A 19,008-nucleotide genomic window follows, 5' to 3' on the forward strand; every position below is an offset into this window, starting at 1 on the left:
TCCCACCGTCACACTCCAATCCTGCCTGCTCGACAGAGAAGTGTGACACTTCTACTTTGCTAATATGGGACATTTTAACTTTGCTGCTTCATGATTAATGCGTGTAACTAGGATTCAACTTTGTTGAAAAGTGTCAGAGCGACCTTGGTCAGCGCAGACCAAAGGTTATGCTGTACTTCCGAGCTCCATTCAATATGTCATTAGAGCTTTAGTCAAAATGACCGGTCATTTACCGGTCATTTTGCTGAAGTTCTGACAGTAGATTTGTGCCGAACCGGTCGTTTAACGATGGTAGTTGTCTCCAGAACAAAGTCAGACGAACTTAAACGAACCGCCAATGAATTGAATAGACCGACTACATATCATAAGTGAAACCTTACCATTTTTAAGGGTGAGCAATCTTAAATATCGGATAAGGCTGTGCAGGATTTAAGATCAGACATCGTGCAAGTGTACACAAACCCTATGTCCGTTCATCATTATGCCGTGCCAAGTAAGGTGCAGCTTTTGGATCATCTTGCTGCCGAATTGATTGCTTCATAGCGTACTGCTTACGGTTGTGGTTCGGCGTCTTTGTTCGTACGATTCCTCTTATTCCTAATTTTTAAAAGGACACGAGTTTGCAAGAGCCGACGATTGGATGCCCAAACTGTGGAACAGAAATTAAACTTACTGAGTCGCTCGCGGGGCCCTTGTTAGCTGCGACCCGAAGTGAGTACGAAGAGAAACTAAACGCACAAAGAAAGAGCTTCCAGAGTCGCGAGGAAGCTCTCATGCTGAAGGAAGCAGAGCTTCAAGACGCGAAAGAAACCTTGGACAAGCAGCTAGAAGACCGCTTGAAGGTCGAGCGCGCGACAATCGCGGATCAAGAGAAACAAAAAGCCCAAGTCGCTTTGAAATCTGAGATCGACGCCAAAACCACTCAACTAAGTGAGTTGGAAGCTGTGCTCAAGACTAACAACGAAAAGCTTGCTGAAGCCCAAAAAGCCCACGCCGCCCTTATCAAAAAGGAACGCCTGCTTGACGATCAAAAGCGAGAACTTGAGCTGACTGTTGAGAAGCGAGTCCAGCAGTCGATAATGGAAGTTAGGAAAAAAGCCAGAGAAGAAGCTGAAGATGAGCTCAAACTAAAGGTTTCCGAGAAGGAAGAACAAATACTGTCTATGCAGAGACAGATAGAAGAGTTGCGGCGAAAGTCCGAACAAGGCTCTCAACAGCTCCAGGGGGAAGTCATGGAGCTACATTTAGAACAAGAGCTCACATCTAGATTTCCACAGGACAGCATTCAACCGGTCCCCAAGGGGGAGTTTGGTGGGGATGTTCTTCAAATTGTAAGCACACCCAACGGAACTCATGCAGGCTCGATCTTATGGGAGTCAAAGAGAACTAAAAACTGGAGTGACGGTTGGTTGGCGAAACTTCGTGGCGATCAACGAACTGCAAATGCAGACATTTCGATACTAGTTTCTCATACGCTTCCTAAGGAACTCGATAGTTTTGGCCAAAAAGACGGCGTCTGGGTCACGTCACCAAGATTCTGTATCGGTTTGGCAATTGCCCTGCGACAATCACTCACTGAAGTAGCCATGACGAAGCATGCTCTGGATGGCCAAGAAACCAAAATGGAGCTTGTTTATGACTATTTGACAGGCCCAAAGTTCAAGCACCGGGTCGAAGCTATCGTCGAGAAGTTCTCAGATATGCAGGCCGATTTAGAGCGAGAACGGAAGGCGATGACTCGCCTTTGGGCAAAACGTGAAACCCAAATCCAAAGCGTAATCGAAAGCACGGTAGGGATGTATGGGGATTTACAGGGTATCGCAGGCCGAGCCATTCAAGAGATTGAAGGGCTAGATTTACCGTTGCTGAGCGACGATTAAAACAATTCAAAAAATGAAGAACTCAATATGCATATCAAGAAGTTGGTCGTCAAAAATTTCAAACAGATACATGATGAAACTTTCGATTTTAATGACGACGTCAATATACTTGTTGGCGACAACGAAAGTGGCAAAAGTACAATCCTGGAAGCCATCGAGCTCTGCCTGAACCTTCGTTATCGTGGGAAACCACTATCATCCAGCTTGTCTGCCGACCTATTCAACCTTGACGCCGTGTCCAGTTTCCTCTTGGGAAAAAAAGACCAAAGCTCATTCCCTGAGATTTTGATTGAAGCCTACCTGGATGGAGACAGCGACCTGAAGGGGTCTAACAATACTCTAGGCAAGAATTGTCCTGGTTTATTCGTACGTATATTTTTTGACCCGGAACTTGCCGATGCCTACCTCGAATATGCAAAGAACCCAGACGAGATTTTGTCGTTACCCATAGAGTTTTATAGATTTGAATGGTTTGCGTTTTCTTGGGCCAAACTAACTCAACATAATAAAAAAATTACTTGTCTTTTTGTTGATCCGACAACCTTGCACCCGACTATGGGAACACGGCGGTATATTTCAGATATTCTTGAAACTGCGCTGGCGAAGGCCGACAAGACTCGGCTGAACGTCAACTATCGACAGTTAAAAAAGAAATTCGACACAGAGTCCGATGTTATAAAGATCAATGATGAGTTGGATTTACATGATGAAATTACGGATAAGAACCTCGAATTTTCTATAGAGAGCTCATCACAATCGAGCTGGGAGAACAATTTACAACTAAATCTGGACAGAATTCCGTTCACCCAAATTGGAAAGGGCGAACAACACCAGGTTCAAATGAAGCTAGCTCTCTGGCAAAGGTCATCGTCGGCGAATGTTGTCATGATCGAAGAACCAGAGATTCATCTTTCTCATATGAACCTAGTAAAGCTGGTAAAGTTCATTGAAAATAGGCACCGAGGTCAGCAGATATTCCTGACGACGCACAGTTCCTACGTACTCAACAAGTTGAGTTTTGAAAAAATCTGCCTGCTTGCAGAGGGCTATAAGCGCTTACAAGATATTGACCCCAAAACCGTAAAGACCCTTAAAAGACTGCCTGGTTATGACACGTTGCGCGTCGTATTGAGCAAGAAATCCATCCTTGTCGAAGGACCTTCCGATGAGCTCATACTGAAGAAAGTCTACCTAAGAACTTTTGAGAGGCTTCCAGAGGAGGATGGGATCGATATCATAGTTGTTCGAGGCATTGGATTTAAGAACTTCTTAAACATAGCTCAACACCTTGGAAATGCTGTCCATGTTGTCAAAGACAATGATGGGAACTGGCAAGAAAACATCGAAGATTGGCGAGCGCCATTCAATAAGTACCCTTTCATCCAAGTCTTTTCTCCAACGGAAAATCAAGAATACTCATTGGAGCCGGCATTCATCGAGGCAAACTCTCGGACGCAGGAGGAAATTGACGCCTATGCAAAAATAGTGCTGTCTTCCAAAACTTTCCGAAGGTACGACACAGGTGATTTAAACTCTAGAAAGTCGTTTCTATTAGATTGGTTCGCAGGTGTAGGAACGGGAGGGAAGAAGGTTGACGCGGCGATGCGCTTGTTTGATAGCGATCTGAAGTGCAAAGTGCCAACCTACATAGAAGAGGCACTAAGCTTTGACTAAGGAATTGGTTATTGCGTGTGCCGGAGCGGGGAAGTCCGCAAAAATCATCGATGAGGCAATTGATCGATATCGACACAATAAACGATCTTTGATCGTAACCTACACGGATTGCAATCAGCGCCAGATAACACGCCGAATATCCTCAAAGCTAGGGGCCGTTCCTGAAAAAATTAGGGTCAAGGGTTGGTTCACTTTCTTACTAGAAGATATGATCAGACCGTATCAGGCATGTATTCTTCCCAACCGAGTGGCCGGTCTGAAATTCAACGAGTCGAATCCGCACAAACGAGACAGATACACAATTCCCGGCCGCGCAGAGCGAACGGTGAGCGGTGAGATCAACTTCAAACATTTCGTTACACAGAACTCACTGAAGGCGCACTCGGCCTACTTGTCAAAGTTTGCCTGTAGAGTTGCAGAAGAAACAAACATTGTAAGGAAAGTTGGTCACAAGTCCTACAAGATTGGACACGCAATTGAGCGTCTTGAAGAGATTTATGACGCTGTATTCGTTGATGAAGTTCAAGACTTGGTGGGTTGGGACTTCGAGATAGTGAAGCTGCTTTCTGCTTGTCCCGATCTGGATGTCATTTGCGTAGGGGACTTTAGGCAGACAATCTACCAAACTCACAACGCGCAAAAGAAACCCAAAAGCAATGCTGAAAAAATAAAATATTTCCAAAACGTTGGCTTCGAGCTTTCGGAAATGAACAAAAGCCATCGTTCAATTGAAGCAATTTGCGCTTTCTCTGATACCATACACGAAGGCGCTAATCTCTCCGAAACTATTTCAGGCGTGGACGAACGCGATTTGCCTTCTTCTATTACGAACCATCTTGGTGTGTATCGGGTGAGAAAATCCGATTTTGATACCTACCACAAACAATATGAACCTGTCATCCTCAGGCAACGGCATGACACGGAAGTCAGCCTTTGTTCTGGGCGCGAAACATACAATTTTGGTCAGTCAAAAGGCATGACATTTCATCGTACATTGATTCTTCCGACCGGACCGCAGAAGGCATTCCTGCAAGGAAAGAAAGGCGCTTTTTCAGGCGGTTCTACGGAAAAAGCAGTTAACGCGTTTTACGTCGCAGTGACTAGAGCGAGATATAGTGTCGCTTTCCTAATGGACGAAGACGTTCTGCATCAGGGCGTTTGGGATTGGCGAACCTAGCGCCCATTAGAATCTGATGGACACCAAAATATGGGTAGGGAGACAGGATCGCGGAACCATCCGCTTGCTTTCAAGCGTCAGGTTGTTGTCGAGGCGCTAGCGTCACCGTCGATAGCTGCGATTGCCTGATGGCACGAAGTGAACGCGAACATGTTACGTCTTTGGTGCAAGGATGACCGTTTCCGCCCCGCGCCTGATACGGCTGTGCTGCTGCCGGTCGAGGTCATCCCGGACAGGCGGCACGACGGTCACACGAGCGCCGTACCGTGTCGAAGGTCGAGATCCTGATGCGGCCGGGCATCGTCTTCGCCCTGGTCGAAACCGCCAATCTGAACGGCGCAGATCCGCAAGCATGGCTGACTTGGGTGCTGGGACGCATTGCCAATCACAAGATCAACCGTCTCGACGAGTTGATGCCCTAGAGTTACGCTGCGCAGGCAGCGTGACAGGGAGGCCAATGTCCACACCAGAGCGCCTTCACCAGACGGTTGCAAAATATGCCACATATTGGTCATAGCACATAGGTTCCGGTGTCACTATGAAATCCATGTCAGTACGGGCGCCGAAGAGTATTGCTGAGCGCTTCAAAGCTGGCAAAAATAACCTGGTGTCCCTTGGCGATATGCTTGAGGAATTACTGGATAGTCAAAAATAGGGCAGGGGACCTAATCCCAAGATCAAAGACGCCTAGCTACCCGCTGGGCATTTTCATTTTTTTTCGACTTAATACCTGATACAATTGAATCTGCTAATTTTGCTTTTCGTATGGAATTTGGAATGAAGACGTTATTACTCTCACCGGTCGTGATAGGCATTTGGCTTGCAACTTACCCAGCCACTCTGGCGGCGCATGATGTAGATCAGTGCACCCCAAGTCACGTAGGGTACTTTAATCTTCAAAAGTCTAGCGGGGGTGTTGCCCCACATATTTTAGTTGCAACTGGTCAAGGCAACGACCAAGTCGTGACCTTGAAGTTAATAGACGTCTCCGGAAAGGTTGAAGTGTTCTGGCGAGAAACTGAGACTGATCCTAAATCAGGGAAAAAATTCAAGGTAACCGATGTATGGAGACCAACCAAGGGGGAGACTTCTATGGCGCGGAAGACCGCTCTCTTGTCTCTATCTATGTATCAGCCATCTAGAATCCGGGGTTGCTACCATTTTTAGACGGATAAGTTAGAAGCGTTTGACTACTGACCACGGCAAAAGATCAATCGGTTTGTTCTGACGCTCCCGGCAGACCGGACGCTTACAAAAAATACCAGAAAGCTCCAATGCAAGTGAAGTTGTGGTCTCTGTCAAATCAACCCATACGTTTTGGTTAAATTCCGGCTGACCGGCTACTCCCTAATTAAACGGCCTGTAGCTAGACGTTCAAATTCGTCAACAGACTCAACAAAGGTATGAGCAAGGAGGTTGAGGGCGCTTATCGTGTCATAAACGTCTAACGGAACGTCGAAATCGTTCCAGTTCTCTCTCATAACGGTTGCTAAATCCGTGTTAGTTGCCACGGGGTATGTTTTTAGCGCGATTTCTGAATTTAATGCATATGCGGCTTGCTTAACGGCATAAAAACTCTCGTTGATGGCTCGATCATTGAACTCATATCTAGCGCCAGTCCAATTGTGCGCGAGAGCGTCGATGCTATCGATACGATCATAGCGAAATGTATTTCCGAAGCTATGAGTTCGAAAGAAATCTAAATCACTATCTGTGATCAAGTCTCTAAACTTAGCATAGAGAGAGACATCATGCGACGTCGGTACCGGCTCTGTTTTTGTTCCTTGACGGACGTTCCATAGAAGCATCCCAACCCCGAGAACAGTTAGGAAAAAACCTACTGAAAAGTTAAGCCAAAGAGGCACTTCCGGAAGTCTTACTTTTATTCCGAACGTTTGCAATACGCTTACAATCACATGCTGCCAAAAGCCTGTCAGCGCCCCAACTCCGCCGGCTAGACACAATATACCTCCTCTGCCAAGTGGTGCGCCCCTAATGATTGAAATGGTTCTTCGTATTTCACCCCAAGGAAGTTTCTTGAGAAAGTGTCTGGTGTCTTCCATACTTGTTCCCTTGACTGGCATGCCCACGCAGATAACAGCGTACGCTGGCTTACTAAAGACTGCCTTTGTTGAATATTTTCGATTATAGTTGGTTGTGCACTTTTCCGTGTATTCAACTTAAGATATGTTCAAGATGCTCACCGTTCGTGAATTTTGAAAGCCCGTTGAACATATGTCAAAGTTGTCAGAGACACCCTTTGCAAAAAGGTGGTTGAGTGCATTTGAACCGAACGAACGTAGTGTCGCTGCATTGCTCCTAGATCGAATCATGCTGGTCAGCGCGAGCGAGTTTACGACCGGAATCCTAAAACAAATCGACAGCATCGATAGAGCTCATGAAGACAAAAGACCGTGTCTTGCTCTTTATGCTGAACGAGAAGTAGACAAGCACAATTATGATGTGCTGCCTTTTTTCCCTGGAACTGAGTCTGGGCGCGCAGTGGGTGATGGAATCCAACCTGTTAAGGTGGATCCTAAAAAGCAAGACGTTGGAAGCGAGGGCATAGTTGCGGCTTTAATTACGAAGTACAGTAAGGTGCCCGAGCATCGATCCTTGTCACACCCCGGACCAGATGCGCTCAGAGATAATCACGTTCGGAAAATTGCGATTGTAACTGATTTCGTTGGTACTGGTCGCAGGGTTCGCGAAATGTTGGATGCATTTTCAAAGGTAGCAAGCATCCAGAGTTGGATTTCTTACGGTCGTCTCGGTTTTCACGTTGTTTGCTATTCAGGCACAGAAGGTGGACTGCGGTCGGTTCGTGGTCATCCTTTGAGACCAACTGTCTCGTCTCACATCGCATGCCCGGTAATTGAAGAGACATTCTCAGGCAGTGAGTTGGGTGCGATAAAACTTCTGTGCAAAACGTACCCCAAGAAGCGTTCTCGCTACCCATTTGGTTTTAACAACACAGGATCTTTGATCGCATTTTCACACGGCGCTCCAAATAACGCTCCTGCTTTGCTCCATAGTGAGGCAGGCGGGTGGATACCTCTTTTTTCCGGAAGAAGCACACACGCATCAGAGATAGATGCAATCGCAGATAGCAGCGAATTGCTGGCTCAAAACTCAGAAAAAGTTCTAGGGATACGCAAAGCGAAAAGGGTTCTGTCTGATTCCAATGGTGAGATTTGGACGCATGCGATGCTGGTGTTGGAAGGTATCCGACGAGGGGCGCGAACTGTGACAAAGCTTTCAGCACTTACACAAGTACCGATCATGCGTGTTGAAGAAATACTCAAAACAGCAAAAGTCGCTGGCTGGGTGTCGCCAACATTGTCGTTGACCCGGTTGGGTCGAAGAGAACTTCAATTGATACAAAGATTTAAACTGGATGACGAAGAGTTTGCGTTTCCAGAAAGCCAATTGTACTTTCCAACACAGTTGAGGGCTCGATGAGTCCGTCTAGGAATGCACTGCGCAGTCAGTGCCGGGCCAGTGTCGGCCCGGAGTTTTGGATTTCCGAAACTCGTGAAGTGGAGCTGAGTCTTCGCGCTGCGCGGTATGGCAAGGAAAGCCTGGCGATGTCTTTGGCGTTCCTCGCCATACCCCCCACCTTTGGTGGACCAAAGTAGATGCATCAAACGAGCCCTCAACAATACAGAGCCGCAGGTCAAGAATTTGAGATTGATTCAACAGTTTTGACCAATGCAACCAATGCGATGCAGCGCATCTCTTCGGTCAACCCACAGCTTTTTCCTCTTTTGACCTTGAGACATCTTAGTGTTGAATCTGGTGTTTCATACGGGTTTCTCCGCTTAGCCGTCGCACGGAAAGCCGGAAGATATCGTCATTTTTATCTTAAGAAAAAGGTGCCGGGACGTAAGAACGTCCGGATGATCAGCATCCCGGAGTCTCGGCTTCTCATCTGTCAAAAATGGATATCTGAAAACATTTTGAGATATGGCACTCCGCATAGTGACAGCTACGCATACCATCCTGGCTCGAACCCAGTGTACGCTGCGCGGGCTCATACTGAGTCTAAATGGCTTATCAAAGTTGATATCCAAGACTTTTTCCCATCGATTTCAGAACATCAAGTTTACAAGGTATTTCGATCTCTTGGTTATTCCGAACTTGTGTCCTTTGAGTTAGCGCGCCTCTGTACGTATCCTTGTGAACGACAAGCATCAGATAAAGCAAATGAGAGGTACCGCGTTTCAACAATCGAGCCCTATTACTCACCCCATGTTGGCATCTTGCCGCAAGGTGCACCAACGAGCCCGATGCTTTCCAATTTGGTGATGCGACAAATTGATGTTGAGTTGTCGAAGTTGGCTAGTGACAACGTCATGCGATACACAAGATACGCAGATGACATTGTTTTTTCATGTAAAGACGAACGTGACCGAAAGGCAATCAATCGCGTCAAAAGACTAGTATTGCAAACTTTGAACAAAGGTGGTTTCAAGCCAAATCATCGAAAAACAACGATACGTGGACCAGGGACACGAAAGGTGGTTTTGGGACTACTAGTTGACGGAAAAAAACCCCGCTTGACCCGAGAGTTCAAGGACAACATTAAGCTGCACCTTCACTACCTGAATCACCCCAATTTCGGGCCTGCGAGTCACGCCTCTGCAAGGAAGACTTCAATTTCGCGGGTTTACCACCATGTATTTGGTATGATTTGCTGGGCTAAGTCTGTTGAGCCACTGTACGGAGAGGAGGCTCTTCGCTCGTTCAACTCAGTAAACTGGCCGCCCATTTTGCGCCCAGTTTTCTATTCTTAACTATAAAACCTACGATGCCGTTTGGATCGTACTGAGGCGACACCGCCGATGTGCCTTTGCATGCGGTAGGCGGATTACTACAAACCCAATACATTTATGCCCGTCGACAAAGCTCGCTGACATCTTCAGCAAGACGGTATGGTTTGAAAAAAACACTTTAAAGCAAGCTATGAGATACGCGGCAGCAACCCATAAATTCAGAATTCATGTGACATCATTGCTGTTGCCAACTATCCAGCCCAATTTCTGACCCAACAGTTCCCAAGATTCCGAACAATCCAGGCCCGGCAATTGGAATTTTAGGTACGCCCAGGTTTGCAGAATGGAACGCATTTGCATACCAGGCTCAAAGGGAACGTAATAGGAAAGATCAAATATTTGTTGGCGGACGCCGTGTTCCAGAAATCCGGAAGGGTACTGTGCCTTTTGACGGGCAGAAGGGTTTCCCCAATCCCGGAGCAATCGATACGCGGAGTCAAAAAAGACAGGTTTCGTGCCGTTCTGGATTGCGTTCAGTAGATCGGCAAAGCAAACAAGCTCAAATTCGTATATTGGGGTTCCAGAAAAATGACAGGCGGCGGTCCGGTCATTCCTGCCTTCATAGTCTCCGTTTTTCCAGCGAGTTGCCAGATGTAGCATTCTGGACATTGAGAGCTGTGAGACTTCTAAGGCGCATTCGAATCTTGGGTTGAACACATGAGGAGTGGCTTTTGATGGTGTCTTCTTGGGTTGATCCCTGAACGAAGCCAAGTGAACATTCTTGGACACGACAACTGAGCGCCTTAGCAACGCTCCCCACGTACATTTCTCACCGACAAGAGCTGGGGCAAGTTCTGCCAACACACCGTTTACGTTGATGTGTCCCTCGTTTCTACGAACACGAGCCACAATTGCAGCGGCCGCATCTCGCAATGCTTGAGCATCGGTTGCAATGACGGTTTCTTCTTTCATGCCCTCTATCCTTGGCTGCCAATTCAGCGTGGCCCTCGGCTGGAATGGGAAGGATTGAAGCAAACATCTTGGTCGCAGAAGCTATGCAGATCCAATTCGGGCCAAAGACTCTGAACAGCGGGAGTTAGACCGGCAAGACTCACAAGGATCGGCGTCGGCACCGCCGAGATGCCTCAAACAGGGGAGTGAGCGCAAGTCAGTTTTTTGAAAATTGTATTACTTTCAAAATATTTGAGGAAGGTTCCGTGAACTTCGCGCAGTCTCGCTCTTTTGGTAATAAATCTGTCTTGACGACTTGATCAGCCTATTGCACATGATTGGCGTCATGGACCAATCACGCACCAACCAGTCGCAACGAATATCGGCCTGATCTCTGATCAGAACGATGGAAGTGCGCAGGTGCGGGTGAGGGCTTTATACTCCCTTTAGCGGCAGATTACCGTGGATCCGTGGGTTCGAGTCCCACCACTTCTACCAATTTTAGGAGTGAGAAATGCTAAGAGTCGTCGTCTATGTAAACCACACAGCTGTAGCCGAAGCGAGAGCCGGAAACATGTCAGAATTGGCAGATATCTCCGACTATCGTGTGCGCGCGAAAGAGTACGGAGCGCCACGCTTAGGAATTCCAGAATCTGACGTAAGCGGTGACATTCTCGGACACCCACGGCGAACATCTGTATGGGGACTGGTCCGCAAAATCTGTGACGTTGCTCTGGGTGAGGACACGTAATCCAGGCCAACGTTCGTTATTTTACCAGCACCAGCTCACCAAAGATCAAGGCTGAACTATCACTGAAAGAAAGCGCTTTAGAGTTCACGATCATGCCCTCAGAACCGTGACATCAAAAGTCGCCGTGCTCCTACTTTTGACGTCAGAACCGTGCGAACATGAACCATTCACAACCGAAAGCGGCTCCGAAGATCAGGGATAGTTGGGTCCGGAAGACGCTGAGGGTTACACGACTTGGTTAAATTCCATTTCCAAGCGCCTCTTGAGTGTTGTTATTCGCAAGAGCGAATTTGGTGCCCGTCGAACAGCTTCATCAAACGTGCTCCTATTTCCCAGAATGATGACTTGCTTTGCTGCGCGTGTAATTGAAGTGTAAATCATACTTCGGTCAAGGATTGTACTTGGGAACATTGGCACGATAACCCTATCCCATTGTGACCCCTGACTTTTATGGACGGTCACAGCATATGCTAAATCGATGTTGACTAGATCATGTGTGGTCAACACAATTTCCCGACCATCCATTTGGACCTCAATCTTATACGGGGAAACAACTTTGATGATCCGGCCCAATGAGCCATTCCAGAGTTCTCGGTCGTAATCATTGTTTTTCCAGATAATCGGGTCGTCTTCGCAGAGCCAACTAGTGATACCGAGTCTTGTCTGGTCCGCATCGGGAAGTTCTGCCCCAGGAAAGGGTCTTCTACCTTTTCGCTCATTCAATTTATGGAAGAAATCGTTAATTTGGTGAACGTGACCAAGCCCCTTTTTCTCAGCGGCGATAACCTGGATGTCATCTCGCGCAATACCGGCGCTGTTTAAGCTCGTGCCGATACTCTTGATGATTTCGACAGCTTCATCTCTCGCACACTCAATGAATGATACACCTTCCTCAACTCTTGAGAACACACTCAAGCATGGTGGCTTACCAAATCGGATTTGTTCGGCAATGCTAGGGATGCCGCTTTCAGCAGACTGCCGTTGGACTTTGTCCAGCAGTGTCACATCCAGATACTTGCTATCCACAAGGGTGGGGAAGACCAAACCAAAGCCGATGGGGGGCAACTGCATTGGATCGCCCACAAGCAAGAGGCTCGCATCATCCAAGCGTCGCAGGATGCGCCAAGTGTCAACCAGATCAAGCATGGATGCTTCGTCAACGATCAGAAGCGTATCTGGAGACATTTGGATTTCTTGTTTAATGAATGCCGCAATGGTCATTGCCTTGCGTTCTGTGGCTTCTCTGGCGCGCTGTGCGGCTCGTCCTGATAGGGTGATGATTAGTGGAATGCGCCCAAACCGCTCTGCCAAGTAACAAACCGCACGCAGAACGGTTGTTTTGCCACTCCCTGCATATCCGGCGAGAACGTTTAACCTGCGTCCAAAGATCTTTCCGGCAACGGATCGTTGCTTAGCGGTCAGCGGGAAGGGGCGTGTCTCCTCATAGTCTTTAAGAGCCTTGTCAATTTCACCAAAGGTAGGAATCCTTGCCACAAGGTTTGTGGCCGGAGAAGAGTTCGCCAGGACTTCAAACTTCTTGGCGCAAAACGCCTCCATTTCTGCTGCGCCCGCTGGTTGGGCACCATCACTCCACTCAATCGCGCTTTGATGCTCATATGCGGCTGTGAGAGCCGCAGCGGCAACATCAACCGATTCTTTAAGGGTGGCCGAGACCCTCTTTAATATCTTGGCTCGATCCAGCCAGGTGTTCTGATCATCGAGGTTCTTGAGGAGAACGTATTCTACGGCGGCACAATACCGTTCTGCGCACCTGACCCCAAAACCCATTTTCTGCGCTATCTGATCAACACGCACGAATGGTAAGAAGCTTGCGAGAAGATAGGGATTCTGCCTAATTGCTGCCACTCCTTCGGAGCCCCACGCTCTCGCGATCCTAATCACTCGGTAACTGGGAATTTGATCGGCAACGCCTTCATCTTCAAGGAAGGCAATCAGGTCCATTTCCGGGGCTTTTAGCTGAGCCGCGCTAAACGCAGTTATCGCCAGATCTTCGCTACCCAAGACTTTTGCAACGTCTGCATATTCACCTAGCAGTGCATCGAGCAGACCGGTGCCGTAAAACTCCCCCAATGCTCGGGATTTGGCCGGCCCTATTCCTTTGAATGACTTATCCTGTGCAATAAACTCGACCAAAGCATCTGTGCGATGCGGCATAGGTACAAAGTCACTGCTGATACTCTTGGCAGATGGAGGGGTAGGGGTGTTATGCAACATCGCAGGCATCGGTCAACTACTAAACCTCCCACCAGCTGCGATAAGAACTTCCTTGGATTTCAACCTCTCTATTTCTGCTCTGAGCCTTACGCATTCTGCGGTCAGGATTGCCATGCGCTTTTCCGCATATTGAGCTCTTTGTTCCGCTCTCTTCAGCGCTTGTTCCATGGGGTCCATTGGCTGAACACTTGTTAGCGACGTCCTGTTTTCAGCTTTTATGCTTACAATGCCTTGGCGCGCAGCAGCTTGCTCCAACATCTCTCGGCATTTCTGATTTCCATAGAGTATGCGGCGATCAAAGCCACAGGCTTCTGCAACCTTTTTGGCATTCACCTTCCCACCCCAGACCGGAAGTTTTTCCGTTATACCTAGATAGTATGCGAGACGTTCTTCATAGTCCCGTGCGATATCCTGAGTTGGTCTGCCGTCAGCCATGACTACCTCTCTCGAACGTCCCGGAAGCGCGTCACCGGCCCGAGAGGCTGTTCCAATTGCTCCTCAGTAATGTTCTTTTTTCGAGCTCCATTGATCAGACGAATGTTGCGCTCCAGAAGAGCCTCATTTTCTACTTTCAACACGTCTAACTGGAGGTTCAGCCGCTGCACTTCGGCTTCTAGCTGTTCGATCTTCCGAAGCGGCGCCTTGACGGATGGCCTCCTTGTAGCTGGGGCTGCCTTCTTTTGTTGCCGGGCCTTTCTCAAGTCGTCGATTTTGCGAAGTCGTTCGCCAGAACGATTCACCTTAAAGGTCTTCAAAACAAAGGCACGCACTTCCTTCCATGAAGGGGTTGACGGTTGCTGTACCATCCATTCAGCCGTCAGCGTAATCTCTGAGGCGGTAAGCTGACGTGAACGTTTCATCGTTTAACTTCGACGAGGGCCGTCGCCTTTTGCGAGAGTCCTTTGCGCCTTTTCTCAATTGGATCGAACTGTGGAAGATTGGGGAAGTCAGACATCGAGATAAGAGAACCATCAACAACTCTGGGATCCTCTAAAACTGAAATCAGTTGTGTAAGCCGCGCCACCTTTTTCTCGTCTCGCTCAATCCAGATCGAAGCGATTTTCATTCCAGCAGCTTGCTTGTCTCGCGCATTGCGAAGTGTTTTCTGGGTGATTTCCAGCTCAAATTTTATACTTTCAAGCTTTTCGTCAGCACCTTTCATACAAACCAGATGTGTGCAATCCAAACAGCTTCCAAACATCTCACAGGACTGCGACCTAAGCGATTGCAGGCAGTACCCAACATGGGTGACATGAGCCGATTCCTTTATCTGCGCCACATCAAAGTCGCTTCGGTTCGTGATCTTTATGGATCTACCGCCGTTTCTCATTTTAGCTGCAATCTTGGCCGATTGCTCACTTGCGGTCTCGCCATCATATGTAACATTTTGATGTATGTTTGCGCGTCCAGACCAAAGTGCCTTGTCGAACTCAGGCATGGCATGCTTTGAGGCCAAGGTGTGCAGATAATGCCGTGGCTTGTGCGTGTTGATCTCAGGATATGTACCATCCGGCAGCTTTATGTTCATCATCGCCCATAGGGTTTGGGTTTCGCCAGTTTTGGTGAACTTGCCCAAGACTGAATGATAACTGAGCATTCGCACACCAAAATAGCCGCCGTCTGAAATTGTTGGCCCTAGCAAGAAGAGAGCTTCATGCCAGTGAACGAACGAACCATTTGAGACCAATCGATCCTGTTCCAACGGAATGTCGTTTTCCTCCAGCTTCTTCAGCAGATGATGCCTCGCAGGATCAGTGATCGCTTTGATCCGTTCCAACGCTTTCTGAGCGACTGGAATCATAGCCTGTGGAACATACTTCACTTGCCATTTTCCGCTCTTCTTTGGTTTCCAGCGAAGGCCAGACTGGTAGCCATCACCAGGATTGAGCAGCACATCACAATCAACCGGTAGCTCAAGAACTTCTTGGATCCGCATTGGGGCGCAGCAGGTCAGGGCCAAAATTGACGAGTACAGCTTCTCTTGGTCGCTGCTCGCCTGATTGAACGCCGTGGTGACGCATTTCAGTTCGTCTGCGGACAGTGCCTTATTCGGCGCGGCTTTGGTTAGGTTTCTCTGCTTCCTGTAACTTCCGTGAGTGTTGTGAGTCCACTGAAATGGAGTAGCAAGCAGATCATATTGCTCCAACGCTGCATGAAGTCTCAGAATTACTTGAAGGTTCTGAGCCTTGGTATATGGCTTCATCTTGGGGTTGCTGTTGATCCCGTCAATCACTTCTTCGAAGTGTTCTGGAGCCAGGCAACACACATCGTCGATACCGTTTTCCAGAGCCTCGTTGAGCACCAAGGGGTAAAGTCTCAGGGGTTTTCTAAACTTCATAATCTGCTTGGGATTTCCAATCGTCTCCGCCATCAGGAAGCAAATGATCGCTTTCATAAAATCCCGGAAGCAGTCCGGAACTTTCAAGAAATTCAGGGTGATAGAGGCTCCGGGGCGCTCCGGTTTTGCAAAACCCTCAAGGTTCCATTTGTTGCCGTTCCAATCAAACTTGGCGGATGCATGAAAGGGGAGGCGCTTAGCCGCGTAGATGAAGTCGTCATAGTTTCTGCGCGCATCACTGGACTTGGGCGTGAACTTTAAGATGGTGACGCTCTTAGCCATTGTCCGTCTCCGTCATTTTTGCATTGTAGTTATGGCAAGCTTCAATAACGTCGTTCATCGCTACGATAGTTTCGATCTTTGCGACGGCGGCAACCTCGTCACCGGCCTCTTTCAAACGGTCGTGGTCAGCTAGGGTCATTTGCAGAAATTGCTCGTGAGGGCCATCGGCCCAGGCCCGGAACTTCCGGCACACATAGCACGCAAAGGGTGCTGCATTCGCTTCGATGGCTCCACACCCGCCAATCCCGCATGACCCAAGACCATCCATCTCCCTGTTCAATATCCGCGCTTCCAATGGGCTATCATCGGCTTTAGATTCCGTGATGACGCCCATAAAGCGGTCCGCCATAGGTTGAACGGCATCACCAATAGAACTCTCGACCCGCACGTTGTGTTCGATGGACGCATCAACGTATTTGTCGGCGCTAGCCGGGTTCGTCTGACCCAAATTGGCAGCAATCTCGGATGCAGTGCAGCCCATATGAGCAAGGCTCGTCCCCACAGTGTGACGATCACGACGAGCATTAATAACAATCTTCATATTACTGATTGGGCTGGTAATTGTGCCAATACGCTCGAAAGTCGCCCTGTAGGTTTTTCCCAAACTGTCTCCACTTTGGTGCTCAGTCAGATCTTCAAATCCCACCAGAGACCTTGCACGTTTTTTGGGAAAGAGTGGGAGCAGTTCCACTCTGCTCTCAGCTGAGTCCGCCACGCTTTCAACATTTTCAGAAATATGCATTTCCAGAACGCTTCCCAACCCTTGCGGAATTGGTTTCCATGGCATGAACTGGCTCCTTGAGAGCGCTCGTTGTTTCACCATTGGGATGCGGATTTCATAAGACCCAGACGTCTTCCTCACATCCGATAATTTCATAATTGCCGCCTGTGCGGGACGCAGGCCAATTGCGCGCATCAATCGAGCCAAAGTGTAATCGGAAAGCGAGGTTTTCCCTTCATTGAATGAGTCATTCAGAGCTGTTTTGAGGAGTTGATCTTCTACTGGCCTGTAGGCGCCTTTGGTGGGGTGCCAGGAAACCACGGCATCAGCCTCCGACCTGTCTGGCACCTGAATACTCTCAAAGGTTTCAAAGCCTTCATCATCCAATCCGAAGTAGCCAAAGTTCTTCCAAACATCGATACCCATCTTCAGGATGGCATATTTATAAACCTCGTCCGTAAGCGCCCATTTGACGATATCCTCACTCGTGATAAATTCAATTTTTGATTTTTTATCAATGGCCTTTGCGAATGCGTTGAATGCGTAGTTAACGGTCTTAGGTGTGGTCGGTGATCTCGACTGGGCGAGGATATTGATAACAGATTTGATAGAGAACAGGATTTGGGAATTAAAGTAGCTTGCAGTGTCCCTCCAATAGATTGTGACGTGTTCTGCAATTTGCCACACATCCTTTTCGAGCTCGTAAACAAACCCACTAGCGGACGTGCTGTTTCGATCACCAAAAGAGATCAGCCGTTCGGGCTTTTCTGGCAGAGTGATCTTCCGCTCTTCATTCATTCTCGCGCTTCTCCAACTACCAGCCCAGCTTCATAAGCTTGCCGCGTAATCTGATCGCCGCGGTATTGCGTGGCCATTTTGCTTAGTTGAGACCAGCCGCCAAGGTAGTTTGCTAAGCGAACGAGCTCACCATCACCAATTCCATTGTCGATGGACCAGTTGGCCAGATTCTGTATCCATGCATGTCGTAAATGATGCGGTGACAATTTCTTGATGCCCAAGTGGAGACCAATCTGAGACACGACCCTTAGGGCCGTGCCACTTGAGATGGGCTCACCCTGTGAACTGGGGCCATGAGTTAGGAAGAAGAAAGGCGAGTTCGTCCTGGCCGCCACGTCGCTTTGGGCATCCTGATGATATTCTTCCAGTAGATCGAGGACATGGTCGGGTAGGGGGATGATACGGCCAAGAGTCTTAGTATTTGGCTCTTCGATCCGAGGGTCATCGGGATCGTCAGGTCTCACTTCGATTGTGACTTCGCCCATGCGGTAGTCGATATCATCGTTTTTCAGTTGTCGAGCCTCTGATTGCCGCACACCAGACACTGCCAACAATTGAACGAAAGCCCAGTTCCTTTGGCGTATAACGAAGTTAGACCAAATTTTAGAAGGGTCGCCAGTTGCCAAAAACGCGATGACCTTTGCCAATTCCCGCTCAAGAGGAATACTTTTAATTCGCGAGCCTCTAACGCTGATCCGGAGCTGTTTTAATTTCCTCAACTGGTTGATCCGAGCGTCTTTACGTTCCCGGAAAAACTGGTCGCGCTTGTCGCTGATGTTCGCCTCAGACATCCGGCCAACGTAGTCCAGATAGTCAGCTGCGTTTGAAATTCTTCGGTTTCGCTGAGCGATAGAGACCACATCATCTTTTGACCTTGTGATCTTTCTACCTTTCCTTGAGATATCCTGGCGCAATACGGTGGTTTTGAGGGCGAGTAAGTCGACCAGATTTTCGACTTCCCAGTCACTCATGTATTTGCCATCTGACATTGCCTTGTTGAGATCCGTCTTTAGAAAGACTCCACAGACTCCCAAATGAACAAGATCCTGGGAGATTGCTTTCATCGTTTGGGCTGCCACACCCTTGGCTCGCTTCGAGAGAATGAATGCCGTGGGCAAATAAGCCGGACATCCGGCTTCATCGACAACTGTGGCGAAACGCTCACCGTCAGAGAACTTGTAGGTGCGAGAGGATTGAAACGACCGGTTCAATGCATGTGTCATACTAATTCGATTCTCCACTATAAATAGAACAGGTCAAGAACAATCCGGATCATTACATGTTATCAAAGCTATGCAGGCTATGATGACCAATTTGACGTAAGTGGCATATAATTGGTATTATGGTTAAAATAGATTGACGCCAGATATCAGATTGCACAACAAATCAACCACGTTACGGTATGAACCCGAACCAGCTTTCGGGA

13 protein-coding genes and 1 pseudogene are annotated in these 19,008 nt (G+C 48.2%); 6 read left to right on the forward strand and 8 right to left on the reverse strand.

Annotated features, from left to right (window positions below; genetic code table 11):
* Positions 1-773: 773 nt before the first annotated feature.
* The 4 genes and pseudogenes from ACR0ER_RS00005 to ACR0ER_RS00020 form a co-directional block, all read left to right on the forward strand.
* A complete protein-coding gene (locus ACR0ER_RS00005) occupies positions 774-1,880 on the forward strand; it encodes a DUF2130 domain-containing protein (protein ID WP_480767170.1) in 1,107 nt (368 codons plus the stop codon).
* 27 nt (positions 1,881-1,907) lie between these two features.
* A complete protein-coding gene (locus ACR0ER_RS00010; protein ID WP_480767171.1) occupies positions 1,908-3,554 on the forward strand; it encodes an ATP-dependent nuclease in 1,647 nt (548 codons plus the stop codon).
* Positions 3,547-4,731 (forward strand): UvrD-helicase domain-containing protein, encoded by a 1,185-nt coding sequence (locus ACR0ER_RS00015; RefSeq protein ID WP_480767172.1) that lies wholly within the window; start codon positions 3,547-3,549, stop codon positions 4,729-4,731. Before ACR0ER_RS00010 ends, ACR0ER_RS00015 begins: the two co-directional genes overlap by 8 nt.
* 299 nt (positions 4,732-5,030) lie before the next feature.
* Positions 5,031-5,153, forward strand: a pseudogene (locus ACR0ER_RS00020) (transposase domain-containing protein); the annotation flags it as partial.
* Between the two features lie 918 nt (positions 5,154-6,071).
* Here the strand turns inward: ACR0ER_RS00020 and ACR0ER_RS00025 are convergent.
* Positions 6,072-6,794 carry a hypothetical protein gene (locus ACR0ER_RS00025; RefSeq protein WP_480767173.1) on the reverse strand — a complete coding sequence of 241 codons (723 nt, stop codon included), beginning with the start codon at positions 6,792-6,794 and terminating at the stop codon, positions 6,072-6,074.
* Between the two features lie 172 nt (positions 6,795-6,966).
* On the opposite strand from ACR0ER_RS00025, the gene ACR0ER_RS00030 reads away from it, so the two are divergent.
* Positions 6,967-8,193, forward strand: coding sequence for a phosphoribosyltransferase-like protein (locus ACR0ER_RS00030; RefSeq protein ID WP_480767174.1), 1,227 nt, complete (start codon positions 6,967-6,969; stop codon positions 8,191-8,193).
* A gap of 176 nt (positions 8,194-8,369) precedes the next feature.
* On the forward strand, positions 8,370-9,527 hold the full coding sequence (locus ACR0ER_RS00035; protein ID WP_480767175.1) for a reverse transcriptase family protein: 1,158 nt from the start codon (positions 8,370-8,372) through the stop codon (positions 9,525-9,527).
* A 204-nt stretch (positions 9,528-9,731) separates the two neighbouring features.
* Here ACR0ER_RS00035 and ACR0ER_RS00040 read toward each other — a convergent pair whose 3' ends face one another.
* The 7 genes from ACR0ER_RS00040 to ACR0ER_RS00070 form a co-directional block, all read right to left on the reverse strand.
* Positions 9,732-10,478, reverse strand: coding sequence for a hypothetical protein (locus ACR0ER_RS00040; protein WP_480767176.1), 747 nt, complete (start codon positions 10,476-10,478; stop codon positions 9,732-9,734).
* A gap of 955 nt (positions 10,479-11,433) precedes the next feature.
* Complete coding sequence (locus ACR0ER_RS00045) at positions 11,434-13,443, reverse strand: AAA family ATPase (RefSeq protein ID WP_480767177.1); 2,010 nt, start codon at positions 13,441-13,443, stop codon at positions 11,434-11,436.
* A 12-nt stretch (positions 13,444-13,455) separates the two neighbouring features.
* Positions 13,456-13,878, reverse strand: a complete 423-nt coding sequence (locus ACR0ER_RS00050) for a hypothetical protein (protein ID WP_480767178.1) — start codon at positions 13,876-13,878, stop codon at positions 13,456-13,458.
* 2 nt (positions 13,879-13,880) lie between these two features.
* Positions 13,881-14,303, reverse strand: coding sequence for a hypothetical protein (locus ACR0ER_RS00055; protein ID WP_480767179.1), 423 nt, complete (start codon positions 14,301-14,303; stop codon positions 13,881-13,883).
* A complete protein-coding gene (locus tag ACR0ER_RS00060; RefSeq protein ID WP_480767180.1) occupies positions 14,300-16,063 on the reverse strand; it encodes a hypothetical protein in 1,764 nt (587 codons plus the stop codon). The genes ACR0ER_RS00055 and ACR0ER_RS00060 overlap by 4 nt, the downstream gene beginning before the upstream one ends.
* Entirely contained in the window at positions 16,056-17,582 is a 1,527-nt protein-coding gene (locus tag ACR0ER_RS00065; protein WP_480767181.1) for a hypothetical protein, read from the reverse strand. Before ACR0ER_RS00065 ends, ACR0ER_RS00060 begins: the two co-directional genes overlap by 8 nt.
* Positions 17,579-18,805, reverse strand: coding sequence for a tyrosine-type recombinase/integrase (locus tag ACR0ER_RS00070; protein ID WP_480767182.1), 1,227 nt, complete (start codon positions 18,803-18,805; stop codon positions 17,579-17,581). The genes ACR0ER_RS00065 and ACR0ER_RS00070 overlap by 4 nt, the downstream gene beginning before the upstream one ends.
* Between the last annotated feature and the right edge of the window lie 203 nt (positions 18,806-19,008).

The sequence above is a fragment of the Ruegeria sp. CH8 genome (assembly GCF_056536985.1).